At 39.2% G+C, this 20627-nt stretch carries 15 protein-coding genes and 1 other RNA gene; 5 read left to right on the top strand and 11 right to left on the bottom strand.

Features of this window, described 5'->3' with window-relative positions; all coding sequences use genetic code 11:
* Positions 1-49: 49 nt before the first annotated feature.
* The 7 genes from QM867_RS06250 to QM867_RS06220 form a co-directional block, all read right to left on the bottom strand.
* Positions 50-739: a DNA-binding response regulator gene (locus QM867_RS06250; RefSeq protein WP_248034639.1), complete on the bottom strand. Its 690-nt coding sequence runs from the start codon at positions 737-739 to the stop codon at positions 50-52.
* Between the two features lie 11 nt (positions 740-750).
* A complete protein-coding gene (gndA, locus tag QM867_RS06245; protein WP_414315370.1) occupies positions 751-2175 on the bottom strand; it encodes an NADP-dependent phosphogluconate dehydrogenase in 1425 nt (474 codons plus the stop codon).
* A 76-nt stretch (positions 2176-2251) separates the two neighbouring features.
* Complete coding sequence (gene mapZ, locus QM867_RS06240) at positions 2252-3715, bottom strand: cell division site-positioning protein MapZ (protein WP_414315369.1); 1464 nt, start codon at positions 3713-3715, stop codon at positions 2252-2254.
* A gap of 12 nt (positions 3716-3727) precedes the next feature.
* The gene (locus QM867_RS06235; RefSeq protein WP_414315368.1) at positions 3728-4885 is read right to left on the bottom strand and encodes a THUMP domain-containing class I SAM-dependent RNA methyltransferase; all 1158 of its coding nucleotides are present in this window, start codon (positions 4883-4885) and stop codon (positions 3728-3730) included.
* A gap of 81 nt (positions 4886-4966) precedes the next feature.
* Positions 4967-5347, bottom strand: an RNA gene (gene rnpB / locus QM867_RS06230) — RNase P RNA component class B.
* A gap of 18 nt (positions 5348-5365) precedes the next feature.
* Positions 5366-5695 carry a cell division regulator GpsB gene (gpsB, locus tag QM867_RS06225; protein WP_311522587.1) on the bottom strand — a complete coding sequence of 110 codons (330 nt, stop codon included), beginning with the start codon at positions 5693-5695 and terminating at the stop codon, positions 5366-5368.
* A gap of 69 nt (positions 5696-5764) precedes the next feature.
* Positions 5765-6292, bottom strand: coding sequence for a DUF1273 domain-containing protein (locus tag QM867_RS06220; protein WP_075232068.1), 528 nt, complete (start codon positions 6290-6292; stop codon positions 5765-5767).
* Between the two features lie 67 nt (positions 6293-6359).
* Here QM867_RS06220 and recU point away from each other — a divergent pair, with 67 nt between their 5' ends.
* Complete coding sequence (recU, locus tag QM867_RS06215; RefSeq protein WP_075232067.1) at positions 6360-6956, top strand: Holliday junction resolvase RecU; 597 nt, start codon at positions 6360-6362, stop codon at positions 6954-6956.
* Positions 6953-9115, top strand: a complete 2163-nt coding sequence (gene pbp1a / locus QM867_RS06210; protein WP_414315367.1) for a penicillin-binding protein PBP1A — start codon at positions 6953-6955, stop codon at positions 9113-9115. The genes recU and pbp1a overlap by 4 nt, the downstream gene beginning before the upstream one ends.
* A gap of 349 nt (positions 9116-9464) precedes the next feature.
* On the opposite strand, the gene QM867_RS06205 is transcribed toward pbp1a, so the two are convergent.
* The gene (locus tag QM867_RS06205; protein WP_075232065.1) at positions 9465-11447 is read right to left on the bottom strand and encodes a peptide ABC transporter substrate-binding protein; all 1983 of its coding nucleotides are present in this window, start codon (positions 11445-11447) and stop codon (positions 9465-9467) included.
* A gap of 202 nt (positions 11448-11649) precedes the next feature.
* Here QM867_RS06205 and QM867_RS06200 point away from each other — a divergent pair, with 202 nt between their 5' ends.
* The gene (locus QM867_RS06200) at positions 11650-12132 is read left to right on the top strand and encodes an S-ribosylhomocysteine lyase (protein ID WP_000032544.1); all 483 of its coding nucleotides are present in this window, start codon (positions 11650-11652) and stop codon (positions 12130-12132) included.
* Between the two features lie 55 nt (positions 12133-12187).
* Here the strand turns inward: QM867_RS06200 and QM867_RS06195 are convergent, their stop codons facing one another.
* On the bottom strand, positions 12188-14290 hold the full coding sequence (locus QM867_RS06195) for an AAA family ATPase (protein WP_414315366.1): 2103 nt from the start codon (positions 14288-14290) through the stop codon (positions 12188-12190).
* 485 nt (positions 14291-14775) lie between these two features.
* Between QM867_RS06195 and QM867_RS06190 the strand changes: the two genes are divergently transcribed.
* The gene (locus tag QM867_RS06190; RefSeq protein WP_315640861.1) at positions 14776-16032 is read left to right on the top strand and encodes an ISL3 family transposase; all 1257 of its coding nucleotides are present in this window, start codon (positions 14776-14778) and stop codon (positions 16030-16032) included.
* Between the two features lie 81 nt (positions 16033-16113).
* On the opposite strand, the gene pflB is transcribed toward QM867_RS06190, so the two are convergent.
* Positions 16114-18429, bottom strand: a complete 2316-nt coding sequence (pflB, locus tag QM867_RS06185) for a formate C-acetyltransferase (protein WP_153225774.1) — start codon at positions 18427-18429, stop codon at positions 16114-16116.
* 237 nt (positions 18430-18666) lie between these two features.
* On the opposite strand from pflB, the gene dinB reads away from it, so the two are divergent.
* Positions 18667-19728 carry a DNA polymerase IV gene (dinB, locus tag QM867_RS06180; protein WP_414315365.1) on the top strand — a complete coding sequence of 354 codons (1062 nt, stop codon included), beginning with the start codon at positions 18667-18669 and terminating at the stop codon, positions 19726-19728.
* A gap of 33 nt (positions 19729-19761) precedes the next feature.
* Here the strand turns inward: dinB and QM867_RS06175 are convergent, their stop codons facing one another.
* Positions 19762-20607, bottom strand: coding sequence for an undecaprenyl-diphosphate phosphatase (locus tag QM867_RS06175; RefSeq protein ID WP_414315364.1), 846 nt, complete (start codon positions 20605-20607; stop codon positions 19762-19764).
* Between the last annotated feature and the right edge of the window lie 20 nt (positions 20608-20627).

The raw sequence follows: 20627 nt of genomic DNA, 5'->3' as shown, positions 1-20627 counted from the left end.
AACATTTCAACGACTCAAAAAAAGCAGTTACAAAACTGCAACTGCTTTTCTATTCTTGCATGGTATAACCAACACCACGCACGGTTTTAATGTAGCTCTTTTGACCTTTCACGTCAAGTTTGCTACGTAAATAACGGATATAAACATCCACAATATTGGTTTCGGTCGCACTTTCATACTTCCAAACACTTTCCAGCAACTGCTCACGAGTTAAGACCTTCTTGCTTCCCATAAGGGTTGCTAAAAGGTCATATTCACGACGTGTCAGAGCAATCATCTCCTCGCCACGATAGACGGTATGATGTTCTACATCCATACGCAGATTTCGATAGGATGTAGGAACCTTCATTTGACTACAGTGTTGGTCTATAAAATCCCGACCTCGGAAAATTGCTACAATACGAGCCACCAAATCATCAATAATGACTGGCTTGTAGATGTATGAAACAGCGAAACGCTGGATTGTTTCAAGTTGGTCTTGCAATTCTTCTCGATGGTCCACGACCATGATTACCGAAGCTGGCTTGGTCCGACTCAAGTTATCCGCAAAATCCTGGGCTGTCATATCCCCTAGATGAGCATTCAGTAAAATCAAGTCATAGTCAGTCTGAAGAGCCATGGAGAGGGCTTTTTGTCCCTCTTCTACCTGATCAACTCGGTATTGCTCTTTTTGGAGTTCCAGACTTAAAAAATGAGCTAGATTTCTTTCTTTCTCAAGTAATAAAATCCGTTTCCCCATGGCTGACCTACTTATTTTTCGTCATACCAAGAGTAGTGGAATGTTCCTTCTTTGTCTTTACGTTGGTAAGTGTGGGCACCAAAGTAGTCACGTTGCGCTTGGATCAAATTAGCTGGAAGGTCAGCTGAACGGTAGCTATCATAGTAAGTAATAGCTGCTGAGAAGGTTGGCACTGGTACACCAGCTTGAACAGCAAGAGCTACGATATCACGAACTGATTGTTGGTACTTAGCTGTTACATCCAAGAAGTACTCATCCAAAAGAAGGTTAGCAAGATCTGCATCACGGTTGTAAGCATCAGTAATCTTTTGCAAGAAACGAGAACGGATGATACATCCATCGCGCCAGATAGATGCGATATCTGCAAATGGCAAGTTCCAGTTATTTTCTTTAGAAGCTACACGCAATTGCGCAAAACCTTGTGCGTATGAGATGATTTTTGAGAAGTAAAGGGCTTGACGGATTTTTTCAATCAATTCAGCCTTATCGCCTTCAAATTTGAAAGCGGCTGGTTTTGGAAGCACCTTGCTTGCATGAACACGTTCTTCTTTGTAAGTTGAGATGTAACGGGCAAATACTGACTCAGTAATGAGTGACAATGGCACACCAAGGTCAAGAGCTGATTGGCTAGTCCATTTACCTGTTCCCTTGTTTCCTGCAGCATCCAGGATGTAGTCTACGATTGGTCCATCTTGACCTTCATCATCTTTACGTCCAAGGATATCAGCAGTGATTTCGATCAAGTAGCTGTCCAATTCACCCTTGTTCCACTCAGTAAAGATTTCAGCCATGTCTTCTGCAGAAAGACCAAGCAAGTGTTGCATAAGATCGTAGCTTTCTGCGATCAATTGCATATCACCGTACTCGATACCATTGTGGACCATTTTTACATAGTGACCAGCTCCATCAGGACCGATGTAAGTTACACATGGTTTACCATCTTCTGGAGCTTTAGCAGAGATTTCTTCAAGAACATCTGCTACCAAGTCATAAGCTTCTTTTTGTCCGCCAGGCATGATAGATGGTCCTTCAAGGGCACCTTTTTCACCACCAGAAACACCTGTACCGATAAAGTTGATACCTGAGTTCGCCAATTCTTCATTACGACGAATAGTATCTTTATAGAAAGTATTTCCTCCATCGATCAAGATATCACCTTTATCCAAGTGTGGAAGAAGGGCTTGAATGGTCGCATCTGTACCAGGTCCTGCTTGAACCATAAGCATGATACGACGTGGTTTTTCAATTGAGTTTACGAAGCTTTCGATATCATAGCTTGGCACGAAGTTTTTATCAGGGTGGCAAGCAATCACATCTTCAGTTTTTTCTTTACTACGGTTATAAATAGCAACTGTATAACCACGAGATTCAATATTAAGGGCAAGGTTACGACCCATTACGGCCATACCAACAACACCAAAGTTAGCTTTTGTCATGTGACACTCCTCTTGTTTAATATGTTTTATTTTATCATGTTTATCTGTGAAAAGAAAGAATTTTGTAACAATTTGACTAGTAGTCTAAATCATCCGCATGTCCAGAACCATTCCCTACAAAGTAACCTGTCTTACAATTAAGGGTAAAGAGATAGGTACCGTCTGGTTTATAAAGATTATAGTAGCCATTACCATTAACAATATTCACAGGTTCCAAAATATATTGGTTGCCTGTAATGTAGCCACGCGCACGCGAAGTCTCAAGAATGCGTTCAAGGACACCATCTGCAAAAGTCCAAGCAGGATCACTACTATCACTTACAGCTGCTTGATTGTACGGTACTCGACTGACACTTCTTTGTAGGTTCACACCATTGCTTGCTAGTCCACTATTTAGGATATTACTTGCTGAGGCTGTTTCACCCGCTGAAGTTGATGCATTAGCAGAGCTGCTAGCATTGCTTTCAGTTGCAGAACTTGACTCTGCTTGGCTTGATGAACTTGACTGACTACTGCTTGAGCTTGTAGAACTTGAAAGTTGACTCTTACCGAGACTAATAGCCTTATCTAGCAGTTTATCAATTTCAGTATTCCCAGTCTTAACTTCGGTAAATTTAGCATCTGCCTTTACTTTAGCATTGGTATTTAGAACACCATCTGTAATAGCTGGTGTTTCAAATTGAGCATTAACATCTTGTACCGCTTTGATTTGTGTTTCAAGACTATCGTATTTTGATTTGGCAAGAGTATGCTCACTAGCTCCCTCAAGTTTATCTAAAAGCTCTTTGAGCTGACTCAGCTGACTAAACTGACTATTTTTTAGGGCAGTTTTATTCTCATCAGTATAAAAAGTATCATAGAGACTGTTAAATTGATTGAGAATTGCTTGATTACTTACCAAACCTGCATCAGATGACTGAGACTGAATTTCTTGGGAAGAACGCGTAATTTGACGATAAACGTAGTAGCTACCCCCAATAATCAAGACAATAATCGCTAAAAGAGCTGACAAGATGACCCACAGTTTTTTGTTTTGTGGCTCATCTTCTGCTTGAGCAGAGCGAGATAAGGATTGATGTTCCTCTTGCAAAGCTTCTTCATCCTCTGCAACAAGGGGCTCAGTTACAGGTTCCACTAGATTTTTATCCATAACCAAGGTTTCTTCAAGGGGTGGAAGGAGAAATTCTTCCATTGCTACTCCCTCTTCTTCAGCAACAATCTCTAAGTCAGGGACTTCTTCTACTGGTTCAACCTCTTCATCAATTGTTTCTTTGGCGTCTTGAAGCAAATCATCTAGACTTCGAAGTTCCTCTTTCTTCGCCTGAATGTTTGTAAATTTATCAGCTTCGATTTCTTCACGGTGTTGTTTAATGTATTTGTCCAAAATCGTATCATCAGGAGTTACTCCCGCTTCGATTTCTTCATTTTTTCGAATAACTTGTCCAACTGTCAGATCCTTAGCTTCCTCAAAATCAAACTGAGGTTCCTTAGATGTTTTCTCAGGTTCTAACAACTCTTCTTTTTTATCCTTTGGATCCATGGCAACTCCTTTCTAATCTGTCAAATTTCTTTTGACACGTTGACCAAAATATTGATATAAATCAACTTTCAAAGTACCATTGTAGAGTTTTCGTTTTTTGTCCGCCTGACCACCATATTTGCTTTCAAAGGCTTCGTCACTAGTCAGGATAAACTTACTCCACGTCTTGAGAGGCTCAAAAACCTCACCCATTTCAGCATAAAGTTTAGTTACTCCCGCATCATCTGATAGACGTTCACCATAAGGCGGGTTAGAGATAATCACCCCATTGATCTTATCGGAACGTAAATCCTGCACGCGCATCTGCTTAAAGAGAATATCTCCAGATACTCCTGCTGCCTGGGCATTGGCCTTGGCAATTTCTACCATACGACCATCGATATCACATCCCATAATATCCAGTTCAATCTCTCGATCTATCTGCTTACTAGCCTCCGTTCTGACTTCTTGAATCAAGCGGTCACTGACCCAGTTCCATTCTTCAAAGGCAAAGGAACGACGTAAACCAGGCGCCATCTTGCGCGCAATCATAGCCGCCTCGATACAGAAAGTTCCCGAACCACAAGTTGGATCAATCAAAGGCTTATCAGGGTACCAGTTAGAAAGTTGCAAAATCGCAGCTGCCATATTTTCTTTGATCGGAGCTCCACCTTTTTCAGTACGGTAACCACGTTTAAAGAGACTTGACCCAGTTGTATCAATCATAACAGTCGCTATATCTTTCAAAATGGAAACTTCAATCTTGAACTCTGGACCATTCTCCATCAGGGGAACACCTTCTGGTCGTGCATAGTGTTTTTGTAGTTTCTTAACAACTGCCTTTTTAGAAATTGCCTGCACACTTGGCTCATTGTGTAATTTTGACTTGACACACTTAGCCTTGGCAATTGGGAAACGGGCCCCAAGTGGGAGATAGTTCTCCCAATCTAGAGCAAAAACACCTTGGAAGAGTTCTTCAAATGTTTTTGCAGGAAAAGTTCCCACAACAATTTTGATTCTATCTGCAGCTCTTAGCCACAGGTTAGTTTGGATAATCGCTTTAACATCACCTTGAAAACGAACACGCCCATTTTCAACCTGACAATCATAACCCAAATCTCTTACTTCACGTCCAACTACAGCTTCTAAACCCGCCGCAGCAGTCGCAATTAAATTAAATGTTGTTTTCATTTCAGTCTTTTATAGACCTTTCTTTATTCACTTTAAAAAATGAGGTTGAGAATATATCTCAGCCCCAACCTATATGCAATTTTCTATAAGCCATGTTTTGTTCCAGAAGTGACTAGGACCACTTCCTTCGATAATCATCTGTCTACCACTAGCAGCTCTAGCTGATAGCAGTCAGAGTACTACGTTCGTTTCCGCGCACTCCATGCCCCGACCAAAATTTGGGTTGCTAGCTTGAGGGGTTTACCGCGTTCCACTCTCTCCGTTTCCAGAGAGACTCCGTCACTGTGGCACTTTCAAGCCTACTCTGACCTATCAAAAGACTTAGCCATTTCAACTGCCGTAACGATTTCTCGTCCCTAGGCTTATGGTTTCGCCTAGCACAAACACTACAGGCATCACAGCCTGTGCTAGCATGGACTTTCCTCATGAAAAGAAATTCTCTTCACGCGATTATCCAAAAATTGCACAACAAAATCATTCTTAGAAATCAGAATTATCCAAGATTTGTTTGCCAAATACTTCTTTTTCAAGACGATTCAAACGTTTCAAAATATCAAAGTTTGTCATAGAAGTCGTACTTCCATGATCTGCTGATTCAGAAGTTGCTGGTGCCACTTGAGGTTTTTTCGCCAATTCTTCTTTGAGCTCCGCGATTTCTGAACGCAATGATTTTACTAATGCTGCATAAGTTTCATAATCCTTGATGACATCATCCAAGAATTCATCAACCTCTGCTTTACTATATCCACGTACTTCTCTTCCAAAATCCTGCTCAAAAATATCTTTTGCTGTAAAAATAATACTTGCCATGTCTCTCTCCATTCTCAGTTGCTAGTATTATTATATAAAAAAAGGCAAACAAAAAGCAAGGTCAAAGGCTCAATTTTCGGAAAAATTTTCAGCTACTTCGTTTAATTCCTCAAATGTTAATCTTTTTGTAATATAGTTGTCTTTCTTTTTCATCAGTTCGTAAAAATACTTCAGTTTTGTTTCATTTTCTTCATCATAAAAAAGATAGGCTCCATCTGTATTTTCAAGTAAGAAAAGTTGATAGTCTCGTAATTGACCCTTGTGTTCATAGTTTGGATAGGCGTACTTAACAAAATCAACTTGTTTAAATTCACTCAGTTTGACCTGATTCCCCTCATTCCAGTTTTCCCCATGAGTTTCGAAATCAAAGATAGTCGCAAGTTGGAAACCAAAGTCACCTTTCATATCTCTGGCTATCTCTAAAACCCAGTGTTCAAATCCCAGAGTTCCCGTAAATACCAACCATTTCAACCCTTCGTCTGCCATTTTTTCCAAATCTCTACGAATAGCTTTTTTAATAATTTTTAAACGAATATCTTTGTCATTAAACAATCCTAAATCAAAGCTAGAATAGCCTAAAACCAAGGCTGTATGCATTTTTTCACCCTTTCTGTGCACTTTTATGGTATAATAGAGTGATGTTATTGTACCAATAAGGAGAATTATGGTCAACTATCCTCATAAACTTTCATCGAAAAAAAAACAAGAAGTCACCTCACAAATTAAAAATTTCGCAAATCGTGGGATGACCTTTGAAAAGATGATCAATGCTACAAACGATTATTATCTGACACACGGTTTAGCTGTTATCCATAAGAAACCAACTCCTGTTCAGATTGTCCGCGTAGACTATCCTCAGCGTAGTCGTGCTAAGATTGTTGAAGCTTATTTTAGACAAGCATCGACTACCGATTATTCTGGAGTTTATGAAGGGTTTTACATCGATTTCGAAGCTAAGGAAACTAAGCAAAAACATGCCATTCCGATGAAGAACTTCCATCCTCATCAGATTCGGCATATGGAACAAGTCCTTGAACAAAAAGGAATTTGCTTTATCCTTCTTCATTTTTCTTCTTATCAAGAAACGTATTTATTGCCGGCACTTGACCTCATCCGTTTTTATCATCAGGATATGGGGAAAAAGTCAATGCCGCTTGACTATATCAAAGAATTCGGTTATGTGATTGAGCAGTCTGCTTTTCCACAAATTCCTTACCTTGATACAGTCAAACAACATTTACTAGGTGGTAAAACAATATGAACAAACAAACTATCTTGCGCATCGTTAAATACCTCAGCATTGTTATGATTAGCTTATTTATCGTAGCTTTCCTACTTGGCGGTGGTGTATTTCTTTACTATGCAAACAAGGCTCCTGAACTCTCTGAAAGCAAACTTGTTGCAACCACATCAAGTAAAATTTATGATAGCAAAAATGAACTCATCGCAGATTTAGGTGCTGAACGTCGTGTCAATGCTCAAAGTAGTGACATTCCTACTGATCTTGTCAATGCGATTGTCTCTATCGAGGATCATCGCTTCTTTAACCACAGAGGAATTGATAGCATTCGAATAGCAGGAGCTTTCCTACGTAACCTTAGTAGTAATGGTGGTCTTCAAGGGGGATCAACCTTGACCCAGCAGTTGATTAAGCTGACTTATTTCTCAACATCAACAGCTGATCAAACCCTATCCCGTAAAGTTCAAGAGGCTTGGTTGGCTATCCAGCTAGAGCGAACTGCAACTAAGCAAGAAATATTGACCTATTACGTCAATAAGGTCTACATGTCAAATGGTAACTATGGTATGCAGACAGCTGCGGAAAACTATTATGGTAAGGACCTCAAAGACTTGTCCATCCCACAACTTGCACTCTTAGCAGGTATGCCACAGGCTCCAAACCAATACGATCCCTATTCTCATCCTGAAGCAGCCCTTGAAAGACGAAACCTCGTTTTGTCAGAAATGCAAAAACAAGGCTACCTTACAGCCGAGCAATATGAAACAGCCATCAATACTCCAATCACAGATGGACTTCAAAGCCTGAAATCTGTTAATAGCTATCCACAGTACATGGATAACTATCTTAAAGAGGTTATTGACCAAGTGGAGCAAGAGACAGGTTATAATCTATTAACAACAGGTATGGAAGTCTATACAAACGTCGACCAAGAGGTACAAAAACGCCTTTGGGATGTTTACAATACAGACGAATACGTTGACTATCCAGATGATGACCTTCAAGCTGCTTCTACTATCGTTGATGTTACAAATGGTAAAGTCATCGCTCAACTTGGTTCTAGACACCAATCAAGTAATGTTTCATTCGGTATCAACCAAGCCGTCGAAACAAACCGTGACTGGGGTTCTACTATGAAACCAATCACAGACTACGCTCCTGCACTTGAGTACGGAATCTTCGACTCTACTGCAGCAACGATTAATGATGCCCCTTATAACTATCCTGGAACAGACATTCCTGTCTATAACTGGGATAAAGCCTACTTTGGAAATATCACTCTCCAGTACGCAATTCAACAATCTCGTAACGTACCAGCCGTTAAAACACTTGAAAAAGTTGGATTAGACCATGCCAAGACCTTCTTGAATGGTTTAGGAATTGATTACCCATCAATGGTATACGCAAATGCTATCTCAAGTAATACAGTTGAATCTCATAAACAGTACGGAGCAAGCAGTGAAAAAATGGCTGCTGCCTATGCTGCCTTTGCCAACGGTGGTATCTACCACAAACCAATGTATATCAATAAAGTTGTCTTTAGCGATGGCAGTTCAAAAGAGTTTTCAGATCAAGGTACTCGCGCCATGAAGGAAACAACCGCCTACATGATGACAGAAATGATGAAAACCGTATTAACTTACGGAACTGGTCGTGGAGCCTACATGTCATGGCTTCCACAAGCTGGTAAAACTGGTACTTCAAACTATACAGACGATGAAATTGAGAACTACATTAAGAACACTGGGTATGTTGCTCCAGATGAAATGTTCGTAGGATATACTCGTAAGTATTCAATGGCCGTTTGGACTGGTTACTCAAACCGTCTTACTCCAATCGTAGGAGATGGATTTAGAGTCGCTGCAAATATCTACCGCTCAATGATGGGATATCTGTCAGAGGATGATCATCCTGGTGATTGGACAATGCCTGAAGGTTTGTATCGTAACGGAGAATACGTCTTTAAGAACGGTGCTCGTAACAACTGGATTCCACAGTCAACTCAAGCAAGTTCGACAACAGAGAGCTCAAGTTCAAGTACAACTTCAACAACTGAAAGTCCAAGCTCTTCGAATGATAATACGAATGGCGCTACCAATCCAAATGCCTCAGTACCAAACACAACTACAAATAGTCAACAACAAAATCAAGCCCCACAAAATACACAAGGGCAACAATAAAATATAAAAAACTGAGGATTTATTCTCAGTTTTTTGTATGCAATTTTTTATAGTGGAATCTTAATTTTTATAAAGCCAAACTTTTTAAAATAGGAAGCGAAATAACTTAACAGATTAAAAACTGTCAAAGTTATGTCAATCGCAACCTTATCCCCAACACAAATCAAATAGTCGGGAAAGCTGTTTAAAATTATAGATAAAAGATATCTTACTTTTATGTAATACTAAAGCGTGACTTAGAAAGTCTAATCTACTACTTCAATGCAGGGATTAAACCAATAATCAACATGCTAAACTAAAGTCTCAGGAAGGGTATCAAAAGGCCAGACTTTTGTCCGGCCTCTTTTTCTTATTTTACATGTTTTGCAAGATCTTCTTGCGCTTTTTTATTAGATTCTTCTTTTTCTTTCTTCCATTTATCTTGAGCTTTTTGATATTCATCAGCAGTTACTGGCTTATCTTGAAGGTCAAGGTATTTGTACAAGAGTGCTTCACTTGTTCCCTTGTTACCTGAGTAAGCAAATGGAAGTGTGAATGGCACCATCTTAGACAACATTGGACGTCCAGTTTTAGAAGTTGTTGGAATAATCAATGCACTATCTGTCAACCAAGCTTGGGCAGCAGCATATTTATCATAACGTTTTGAAACGTCAGTGTCTTCATTGCCAGCTTCAACAACCATCTTTTCGTAATCTTCCAAACCAACTTGTTTGGCAGCAGCGTTATTTGTGCCTGAATCAAATCCTAGGTAAGTCTTAGTATTTTCACCTACTGATGGTTTGATGATATCAAGGTAAGTAGATGGGTCGATGTAGTCCGGAGACCAACCAACGTTATCTGAAAGGTCCCAATCTTCACCGGCAGCTGTTTCAGCAAAGTAGGTAACATTTAAGACTTCATCTTTTTGAAGTTGTTGGATATCAATAACAACATTGTCAGTTCCTAATGTTGCTTCAAGCGATTGTTTCAATGATTGAACACGTTGAACTTTTGTAGTATTGGTTTGGTCAACTGGCATATCCAAGTGGATTGGGAATTGAACACCCTCCGCTTGGAGAGCTGTCTTAGCCTTAGCAAACTCTGCTTTTGCTTTTTCAGGATTGTAAAGACCGTCTTGAGCGTCTTCTAGATTAACATCTTTCCACTCATCACCATAGGTCACTAATTTTTCCTTAACTAAGTCACCAAAGTTTTTACCATCTGCTTGAACAAATGTTGGTGGTACGAACAAGTTACGAAGGAGTTTGCTTGCTCCACTTGCTCCATTAACTTGAGAAGCATAAGCTGTTCTATCAAAACCAAAGGCGATGGCTTGACGGAAGTCTTTGTTAAGAAGAGCTTTCTTAGTTGAAGTCTTTTGCTCGTCTGTAGTCTTAGAAGTATATTTGTAAGACTGACGGTCAATATTCGTACCGACTAAGAAAGTTGTAGAATCTTGTGTTGTATAAACGATGTTATCCTTAAACTCTTTTTCAAGTTCAGAGTAGCTTCCACTTGTTGGGAAGAGAAGGGCCATTGAGAAACCACCATCTTTAAAGGTTTCTGCAAGTTTGTTATTGTCTTGACCATCCCAGAATGAAAGTTTTACTTTATCAATATGAACATTGTCCTTATCCCAGTAGTTTGGATTCTTTTCAAATTCTACTGAAGATTTTGCTACCAATGATTTCAACAAGAAAGGACCGTTGTAAAGAATACTGCTTGGATCTGTTGCTTTAGCAAAGTCACTTCCTTTAGAAGTAAGGAATTCTTCATTGACTGGTGCAAGAATTCCCATGGTTGTCTTAGAGTTCCAGAAGCTTTCTGGTTTGTTCAAAGTGTATTGAACTGTTTGATCATCTACAGCCTTGATTCCAACTTCTGAGAAATCTTTAACTTCACCTTTTACATAAGCATCCAAACCTTTAATAGATTCTTGAACAAGATAAAGGGCTTCTGACTTATTGTCAGCAGCATACTTAAGACCTGTTACAAAGTCTTGCGCTTTAACTGGTGCATACTCTTCGCCTTCAGAAGTGTACCACTTAGCATCTTTACGGATTGTGTAAGTGTAAGTCAACCCGTCTTTAGACACTGACCAATCTTCTGCCAAAGATGGCACGAAGTTACCGTAGCGGTCATTCTCCATCAAACCGTCAACGACATTACTTGTGATATTAGCAACCGCAGCCTTACCAGTTGTCAGATAGTTGAGACTATCTGGATCTGTTTCATAAACATAAGAAAAAGTTTTCTCACCCTTTGCACTAGAGCCTGAACCTGAACAAGCTGCCAAAACACCAGACGCTAACAGAGTCACCCCTGCTAGGGCCATTACTTTTGAAAATTTCATAATAAACTCCTTTATGACTTTTTATACATTATAATCCCTTTTCAGCCAAGTGTCAATACAATTTTCAGAATTTTTTAAATTGATTTAAAAATATTGTTATGAGAAATTTTTCTAAAAACCAGCTGAGAAAAAGTTCTTTTATTGACAGTTCTCAAACAAATCTTTATGATATAATGAAAGAAGAAAAACGAAAGGAAATACCATGTCAAAAGAAGTTATTGTTGAAAGTTTTGAACTTGATCACACCATTGTCAAAGCACCTTATGTCCGTTTAATTGGGGAAGAAACAGGTCCTAAGGGAGATATCATTTCTAACTTTGATATTCGCTTGGTTCAACCAAATGAAGACTCTATCCCTACTGCTGGTCTTCATACGATAGAGCACCTCTTGGCCAAACTCATCCGTACTCGCATTGACGGGATGATTGATTGTTCACCATTTGGGTGTCGTACAGGTTTCCATATGATTATGTGGGGACGTCATACTAGCGCAGAAATCGCTGCTGTCATCAAGGATTCACTGAAGGAAATCGCTGAGACTACAACTTGGGAGGATGTCCCAGGAACTACCATTGAATCTTGTGGTAACTACAAGGATCATAGCCTATTTTCAGCTAAGGAATGGGCAAAATTGATTCTTGAACAAGGAATCTCAGATGATGCCTTTGAACGTCATGTCATTTAACATAAAAGAACCAGTTTTTTCAACTGGTTCCTTTTTTTATTCTCAAAACCTTGATTTAAGCTTTTTCACGAATGACCAAGACACCATCTTCCATATCGGCTTCAAGGTGTTTAGAATCCAAATTATCTAAGTGGAAGTCTGTTACTTTGTCACGAATTTGTTGTTCAACTACACGACGGAGAGGACGAACACCCATGACTTCATCGTAACCTTCCTCAGTCATGTATTCTTTGGCTGATTCGCTCACTGCCAAATCGATCTCTTTCTTGGCAAGTGTCTTATTGACATCAACCAACATCAAATCAACAATCTTAGAAAGGTCTTCCTTGCTCAAATGTGAGAATTCGATAACAGCATTGAAACGGTTGAGGAACTCTGGACGGAAGTATGGTTTCAAACGATCCATGAGCTCTGGTTTGTCCGCATCTTCTGTCAAGTTAGCTTCATAACCAAAGCCTGCATTTGAAGTTGCGATAATCACCGTATTCTTGAAGTTTACCGTGTTACCTTGACCGTCTGTCAAACGACCATCATCCAATACTTGGAGAAGAAGAGTAATCACTTGAGGATCTGCCTTTTCAATCTCGTCAAGAAGGACAATTGAGTATGGATTACGACGAACACGCTCAGTCAAGGTATTGTTGTTGTCATCGTAACCAACATAACCTGCAGTAGTACCAATCAATTTAGAAACGGCTGTACGATCGCTGTATTCTGACATATCCAAACGGATGATAGCATCCTTAGTTCCGAACATATCAAGAGCCAATTGTTTAGCCAACTCAGTCTTACCAACACCAGTAGGTCCTACAAAGAGGAAGCTACCGATAGGACGGTTTCCTTCGTCAAAGCCTGCACGATTCCGACGGATTGCACGTGCCACTGCTTCAACAGCCTTATCTTGACCGATAACCTTAGTTTGCAAACGGTGACCCATATCTTTCAAACGTTCGATATCAGTTGCACCCATTTGTGACACTGGAATACCAGTCATACGTTCTACAGATTCAGCCACATCGTTGATTGTTGCTGTTACCTTATGGTCTTCAGTATGGTTAGCAATTTGCTTTTCAAGCTCTTCGATACGGACTTTTGCATTTAGAGCTGCTTCGTAATCTTCTTTAGCCGCAGCTTCTTCTTGTTTAGTTTTTTCCGCTTGAATCTCGTGCTCAACTGCATGTACATCTGTCACTGGGTGTTGTGCTGCCAAGTGAGCAGCTGTCACATCCACAAGATCAATAGCCTTATCTGGCAAGCTACGTTGTGGAATATATTGAACAGAGTAATCAACGGCAGCTTTCAAGACTTCATCTGGCAAAATAACATTGTGGTGTTGTTGATAAAGATCTCGAATACCTTGAAGAATCTTGAAGGTATCCTCAGCAGATGGAGCATTGACTTTTACTTCGTTGAAACGACGAGCAAGAGCAGCATTTTTCAAAATAGTGTTGCGATATTCATCTTGAGTTGTTGCACCAATCACTGTCAATTCACCACGTGAAAGAGCAGGCTTCAAGATATCTGCAAGACCTTTAGATCCTTGACCATCCCCTGTGCTACCAGCACCAAGGATTTGATGAATTTCGTCGAAGAAAAGGATAATATTTCCAGCTTCTTTAACTTCTTTTACCAAGTTTTGAATGTTTTCTTCAAAGCTACCACGGTATTGAGTACCTGCTTCAAGTCCAGAAATATCAATAGAAATGATTTCTTTGTTCTTGATTGCTGCTGGAACGTCACCATTCACAATAGCTTGAGCCAATCCTTCAACTACTGCCGTTTTACCAACACCAGCATCCCCGACAAGAACTGGGTTATTCTTTGTACGACGAGAAAGGATTTCAGATGTTTCTTGAATTTCCTTGTTACGTCCAATAACTGGATCTAACTTACCTTCACGGGCTTCAGCAGTTAAGTTACGTCCAAGTTTAGCAAGAATACCGTCTTGTTTCATGGCTTTACCTTGAACATACTGAGCTTGTTCACTTCCTTCACTTGGCAGTTGACCAGTTTGACGGTAAATAGCGAATTCTTCAGGTGTTACTTCACGGCCGTTAATCAAGTAACGACGATTTTCTGAACTGTATCCACGCATACCGCCCATCAATTGGTTAAATAAATCATCCATGTTGTTAAAGTTATTAAAGTTGTTATTCATATTTCATACCTCGTTTGTTTTCAAATTTACTTAGTCAAAACAATTTGACTTTCTCTGACCTTTGTTTTAAAAAATTTAGACTAGCTATTTGCTACTCTACGTATAATTTCAGGTTTTTCTTTATCCAATACAGGTTTTGTAATTGGACTTCTAAAAATACTAATGTTCATCATAGGTTGTACCTCTTTTCTAGGTTTTACCCATACTTTGATCTTAAGATAGTATATACAATCATCTTAAAATCAAGGTTTTCTAAGGACTTTCCTTATCCTTATGTTCTTAGTATATCACTTTGGTCAGTTTTAGTCAAGAAGTTTGACCAAGTTTGACTATTTTTTAATATTTTTTTTTACAAAAAAACGGCTCTATAATATTTGTAGTGGGTAAATCCCCTATGGATATTATGGAGCCTATTTTTGTGTAGAAAAAAAGTCCCATATGACCTATAATGAAAAGCGACTAAACAACTCATTAGAAAGATTCATATGGAACAATTACATTTTATCACAAAACTGCTTGATATCAAAGACACAAATATCAAGATTCTAGATATCATCAATAGGGATACACACCAGGAAATTGTCGCTAAACTGGACTATGACGCCCCGTCTTGCCCTGAGTGCGGATGTCAAATGAAGAAATATGATTTTCAAAAACCGTCGAAAATTCCTTACCTCGAAACGACTGGTATGCCTACCAGAATTCTTCTTAAAAAGCGTCGTTTTAAGTGCTATCATTGCTCTAAATTGATGGTCGCTGAGACTTCTATCGTCAAAAAGAATCATCAAATTCCTCGCATCATCAATCAAAAGATTGCTCAAAAGTTGATTGAAAAGACTTCTATGACTGATATTGCACATCAGCTATCCATTTCAACTTCAACTGTCATTCGTAAGCTCAATGACTTTCACTTTAAGCATGATTTTTCTCGTCTTCCAGAGATTATGTCTTGGGACGAGTATGCCTTTACCAAGGGAAAGATGAGTTTTATCGCACAAGATTTTGATCAGCTCAATATCATTACTGTTCTTGAGGGAAGAACACAAGCTATCATCCGCAATCACTTTCTTCGCTACGATAGAGCAGTCCGATGTCGAGTGAAAATCATTACTATGGATATGTTTAGCCCTTACTATGACTTAGCTAGACAACTTTTTCCGTGTGCTAAAATCGTTTTGGATCGTTTTCACATTGTTCAACATCTTAGCCGAGCTATGAGTCGGGTTCGTGTCCAAATTATGAACCAATTCGATAGAAAATCTCATGAATACAAGGCCATCAAACGTTACTGGAAGCTCATTCAACAGGATAGTCGTAAACTCAGCGATAAACGATTTTATCGTCCTACTTTTCGTATGCACTTAACGAATAAAGAGATTCTAGACAAGCTTTTGAGCTATTCAGAAGACTTGAAACACCACTACAATGTCTATCAGCTCTTGCTTTTTCACTTTCAGAATAAGGAGTCAGACAAATTTTTTGGACTTATTGAGGACAATCTAAAGAAGGTTTATCCTCTTTTTCAGACTGTCTTTAAGACATTTCTCAAGGACAAAGAGAAAATTGTCAACGCCCTTCAATTACCCTATTCCAACGGTAAGTTGGAAGCGACTAATAATCTCATTAAACTCATCAAACGAAATGCCTTTGGATTTCGGAACTTTGATAACTTTAAGAAACGAATTTTCATCGCTCTGAATATAAAAATGGAGAGGACAACGATTGTCCTCTCCAGATGTTAGCTTTTATTCAACCCACTACAGTTGACAGAGAGCCAAAAAAACCAGTCAAAATGACTGGTTTTTATTTACTATTTATGAATCTTAGCTCAATGCATCATCCATTGAAAGAACTTCGTGGAAGACACGTTGTGTCAATTCAGTTTTTTGTTCTGGAGTGAGGTACTTAGTATTTACACAGTATCCTGATATACGTACGATTACGTCTTCACCTGACATGATCTTTTCGTAAACATCGTTCAAGTCCATAACGTTCAAGTTAACGTGTTGTCCACCATTTTCGAAGTAACCATCAAGAATTGTTACCAAGTTATCAACTTGTTCGTCACGAGTTTTACCAAGAGCACGAGGTGAAACTTGAGTTGTCAATGAGATACCATCAGCTGCGTAACCAAAGTCAAGGCTAGCAAGTGAGTTCAAGTTTTGCAACCATCCACCTTTAGCTTTGTTAGATGGGTTAGCACCTGGTGAGAAGAATTCAAGTTTAGACAAGTTCACTGAACCATCTTCGTTGAGGTATACACCTTTGTGGACTGGTGAGTTACCAGTTTGTTTAGAGTAAGCAACGTTAGATGTGATTGTCAAAAGTGAAACTGTAGCTTCTGCGTTCTTGTATAGTTTGTGGCTACGTAGACGAGTTGTGTAAGCTTCGATCAACCATTCTGCCAATTCGTTTGAACGTGGGTCATCTTCACCCCAACGTGGGTATTCACCGATTGTTTCGTAATCGTAGATGTAGCCATTTTCGTCACGGATTGGTTTAACTGTAGCGTATTTGATAGCTGACAATGTGTCAACAGTGTTAGCGAATCCACAGATACCGAATCCCATGTTAGCACGTTGTTTAGTTGGCAAGAAGGCCATTTGAACAGCTTCGTAGTTGTACTTGTCAGTCATGTAGTGGATGATGTTCAAAGCATCTACGTAAGTGTCAGTCAACCAGTCAAGAGATTTTTCAAAGTTAGCTTTAACTGATTCGAATTCAAGAACTTCATCACGGATTGGTTCGATGTCAAATACTTTGTAGTCTTTATGAACATCATCGTAACCACCGTTCAAACCAGTAAGAAGAGCTTTAAGAACGTTAACGCGAGCACCGAAGTACTGGATGTTGTGACGTTGTTCTTCGTTTTCTGGGTCAAGTGGAGATACACAACATGAGATACAGCTCATTTCACCATATCCATCTTTAGCCATTGTTGTAACACCTTCGTATTGGATTGAAGAGTGTTTGTGGCTCATGTGCATACAGTAGCGACGGAAGTTGTATGGCAATTTGTCAGTCCAAAGAACTGTCAAGTTTGGTTCTGGAGAGTTACCGATGTTGTCAAGAGTGTTCAAGAAACGGTAGTCCATCTTAGTAACACGGTGACGACCGTCGTTACCCATACCAGCCATTGAAGTTGTGATGAAGGTTGGGTCACCTGAGTACAATTGGTCGTAAGCTTTTGTACGAGCAAATTTAACTGTACGAAGTTTCATAACGAAATCATCAACAAATTCTTGGATTTCTGATTCAGTAAATGTACCACGAGCAAGGTCACGTTCTGCAAAGATATCCAATACGATTGGCACACGTCCAAGAGATGTAGCCGCACCGTTGATAACACGGCAGACAGCCATAAAGGCAATGTTTACCCATTGGATAGCTTCTTTAACGTTCATCGCTGGTTTACGAACATCAACTCCGTAAAGGTCACCTAAGCGTACAACTTGTTGCAATGCTTGATATTGAAGGTTGATTTCTTCACGAAGACGGATTGTTTCTTCATCGATTTCTTCGATTGAGTTCCAGTCGTTAACTTTTTCTTGCATCAAGTAGTCTGCACCGTAAAGAGCAAGACGTGCATAAACACCGATGATACGTCCACGTGAGTATGCATCTGGAAGACCAGTTACAGTGTGAGCGTGACGAGCACGACGAATGTTTGAAGTGTAAGCACGGAAGATACCATCGTTAACAGTTGTTACGTATTTAGTGAAAATTTCGTGAACAGCTGGATCTGGTTCGTATCCATTTTCTTTCAAAGTAGTTTCAGCCATACGGATACCACCTTTTGGCATGAAGTTCAATTTGAAGAGTTCATCGTTTTGGATACCATAAATCAATTCGTTTTCTTTGTCGATAAATCCAGCAGGAATATCAGCAATAGAAGTTGGACGAGTGTCCATTGGGAAACGAGTTTCTTCGTAGTGTGCTTTAGTTTCTTCTACGATTTTTTTGATGTGAAGTGAACGTTCTGTTGGTCCTGCAAGGAAGCTTTCGTCTCCATCGTAAGGTGTGTAGTTAGCTTGTACAAAGCGTGATACACTTGCTTTTTCTTTCCAGTCAACACCTTTAAAGCCTTCCCAGGCTTTGTCAAAAATATCCTGTGCTTCAACAACTGTCTTAACAACCATGTTAATTCCTCTTTTTTCTTTCTAGTAACAGTCATCTGTTACATTCATGTATTCAGTATAACACACAGTAAACGATTTCAACAACTAAAAACTCACTTTTTTAACACTTTCTTTTCTAATACAGTCCGAAATATGTCACAAACTGTATTATATTTTTGAAAGAGGTTATTTTGATTTTCATTTTTTCAGAAAAAGAGTATAATAAAATTAAACAAACTGGCACTGAGAGGTTTCTCCATGTTGATTTTTCCACTAATGAATGATTTATCTCGTAAAATCATCCATATTGACATGGATGCCTTTTTTGCTGCTGTTGAAATTCGAGACAATCCCAAACTTAAAGGGAAGCCAGTTGTGATTGGTAGTGACCCTAGAAAAACTGGTGGTCGCGGTGTTGTTTCTACCTGTAGCTATGAAGCACGAGCATTTGGCATCCACTCAGCCATGAGTTCTAAAGAAGCCTATGAACGTTGCCCTCAAGCAGTTTTCATTTCTGGAAACTACGAAAAATATACTGCTGTCGGTCAACAGATTCGAGCTATTTTCAAACGTTATACGGATAATATCGAGCCTATGAGTATCGATGAAGCTTTTCTAGACGTGACTGAAAACAAACTCGGTATCAAGTCCGCTGTTAAAATCGCTCGACTAATTCAACAAGATATTTGGAATGAACTTCATTTGACCGCTTCTGCTGGTGTGTCTTATAATAAATTCTTAGCTAAAATAGCCAGCGATTACCAAAAACCTCGAGGTCTGACAGTTATTCTCCCTGATGAAGCTGAAGATTTTCTCAAACAAATGGATATCGCTAAATTCCACGGTGTAGGTAAGAAAACAGTTGAGAAATTGCATCAAATGGGCGTATTCACAGGAGCTGACCTTTTAAAAATTTCTGAAATTAGTCTCATTGACCGTTTTGGTAGACTCGGTTTTGACCTGTATCGCAAGGCTCGTGGCATTGATAATTCTCCCGTCAAATCCAATCGCATTCGTAAGTCTATCGGAAAAGAAAAAACTTATAGTAAAATTCTCAATCTAGAAGAGGATATCAAAAAAGAGCTAACCCTCCTTTCGGAAAGAGTTGCCCTTAGTCTTCAAAAACATGAAAAATCTGGAAAGATTGTTATTTTAAAAATCCGCTATGCTGACTTTTCTACAATGACTAAGCGGAAAAGCTTATCTCAAAAGATCCAAGATGCTGAAACTATTTCACAAATGGCTATCCAACTTTACGAATCTCTGGCAGATAAAGATAAAGACGTTCGCTTATTGGGTGTCACTGTGACTGGATTTTAAAACCTTGAAGGAATCTTCCCTCAAGGTTTTTTCTTATACAAATAATCGTACAAAGCTATAAAGTAGCAAGACACTACCAAGGACAATACGGTATTTACCAAACATCGTAAAGTCGTGTTTTTTAACATAGCTGGTCAAGAAACGAATGGCAACCATGCTGACTGCAAAAGCTACTACCATGGCTACTAAGAGCAAGAAGAATTGACCAAAACTCAAAACTTCTCCTGCCTTGATGAATTTAAAAATCTTCAAAGCACTGGCTCCAAACATAACTGGAATTCCTAGGTAGAAGGTAAACTCAGTTACTACTGAACGACTAGTTCCATTTAACAAACCACCAACGATAGTCGCACCGGAACGGCTAGTCCCTGGTAAAAGGGCCAAGACTTGGAAAAGTCCGATATAGAGGGCCGTTTTATAAGGCAACTTGTCTAGCTCTGTGACTGTTGGCTCAATTGCTTGCGCTTTGTTGCGTTTTTCAAGATAAATAAAGGCAACCCCATAAACAATCAACATAATGGCTACTGAAACCATATTATGGAAGTGAGTATCAAACCAATCATCAAACTTAAAGACTAGGAGAAGAGGTAAGGTCGCTACAAAAACCTTGGACCATAACTGCCAAGTTTTACGGACTTGCACCTTATCCTTACCAGGTTTGAAGGGATTAAGCTTGTTAAAGTAGATAACCATTACGGCTAGGATCGCACCCAGTTGAATAACTACGTTAAACATAGACATAAAGGCTTCATTTTGATCTTTATACTGGATAAACTCTTCTGCCAAAATCAAGTGACCAGTACTTGAAATCGGCAACCATTCCGTAATTCCTTCAACAATCCCAAAAAAGATAGATTTTAAAATTTCAATAAGATACATAGATAACTCCTTTTTCTATC

Origin of the sequence: Streptococcus infantis (assembly GCF_047463635.1) — a bacterium.
GTDB classification, from domain to species: domain Bacteria; phylum Bacillota; class Bacilli; order Lactobacillales; family Streptococcaceae; genus Streptococcus; species Streptococcus infantis_W.
This window is presented reverse-complemented; position numbering and strand designations above follow the sequence as displayed.

Bases quoted from the DNA above. Each gene is read 5' to 3' on its own strand.
- dinB (WP_414315365.1), top strand. From the start codon at position 18,667: ATGTTGATTTTTCCACTAATGAATGATTTATCTCGTAAAATCATCCAT.
- QM867_RS06190 (WP_315640861.1), top strand. From the start codon at position 14,776: ATGGAACAATTACATTTTATCACAAAACTGCTTGATATCAAAGACACA.
- QM867_RS06205 (WP_075232065.1), bottom strand. From the start codon at position 11,447: ATGAAATTTTCAAAAGTAATGGCCCTAGCAGGGGTGACTCTGTTAGCG.
- QM867_RS06195 (WP_414315366.1), bottom strand. From the start codon at position 14,290: ATGAATAACAACTTTAATAACTTTAACAACATGGATGATTTATTTAAC.
- pflB (WP_153225774.1), bottom strand. From the start codon at position 18,429: ATGGTTGTTAAGACAGTTGTTGAAGCACAGGATATTTTTGACAAAGCC.
- gpsB (WP_311522587.1), bottom strand. From the start codon at position 5,695: ATGGCAAGTATTATTTTTACAGCAAAAGATATTTTTGAGCAGGATTTT.
- QM867_RS06235 (WP_414315368.1), bottom strand. From the start codon at position 4,885: ATGAAAACAACATTTAATTTAATTGCGACTGCTGCGGCGGGTTTAGAA.
- recU (WP_075232067.1), top strand. From the start codon at position 6,360: ATGGTCAACTATCCTCATAAACTTTCATCGAAAAAAAAACAAGAAGTC.
- QM867_RS06200 (WP_000032544.1), top strand. From the start codon at position 11,650: ATGTCAAAAGAAGTTATTGTTGAAAGTTTTGAACTTGATCACACCATT.
- QM867_RS06175 (WP_414315364.1), bottom strand. From the start codon at position 20,607: ATGTATCTTATTGAAATTTTAAAATCTATCTTTTTTGGGATTGTTGAA.
- gndA (WP_414315370.1), bottom strand. From the start codon at position 2,175: ATGACAAAAGCTAACTTTGGTGTTGTTGGTATGGCCGTAATGGGTCGT.
- QM867_RS06220 (WP_075232068.1), bottom strand. From the start codon at position 6,292: ATGCATACAGCCTTGGTTTTAGGCTATTCTAGCTTTGATTTAGGATTG.
- pbp1a (WP_414315367.1), top strand. From the start codon at position 6,953: ATGAACAAACAAACTATCTTGCGCATCGTTAAATACCTCAGCATTGTT.
- mapZ (WP_414315369.1), bottom strand. From the start codon at position 3,715: ATGGATCCAAAGGATAAAAAAGAAGAGTTGTTAGAACCTGAGAAAACA.
- QM867_RS06250 (WP_248034639.1), bottom strand. From the start codon at position 739: ATGGGGAAACGGATTTTATTACTTGAGAAAGAAAGAAATCTAGCTCAT.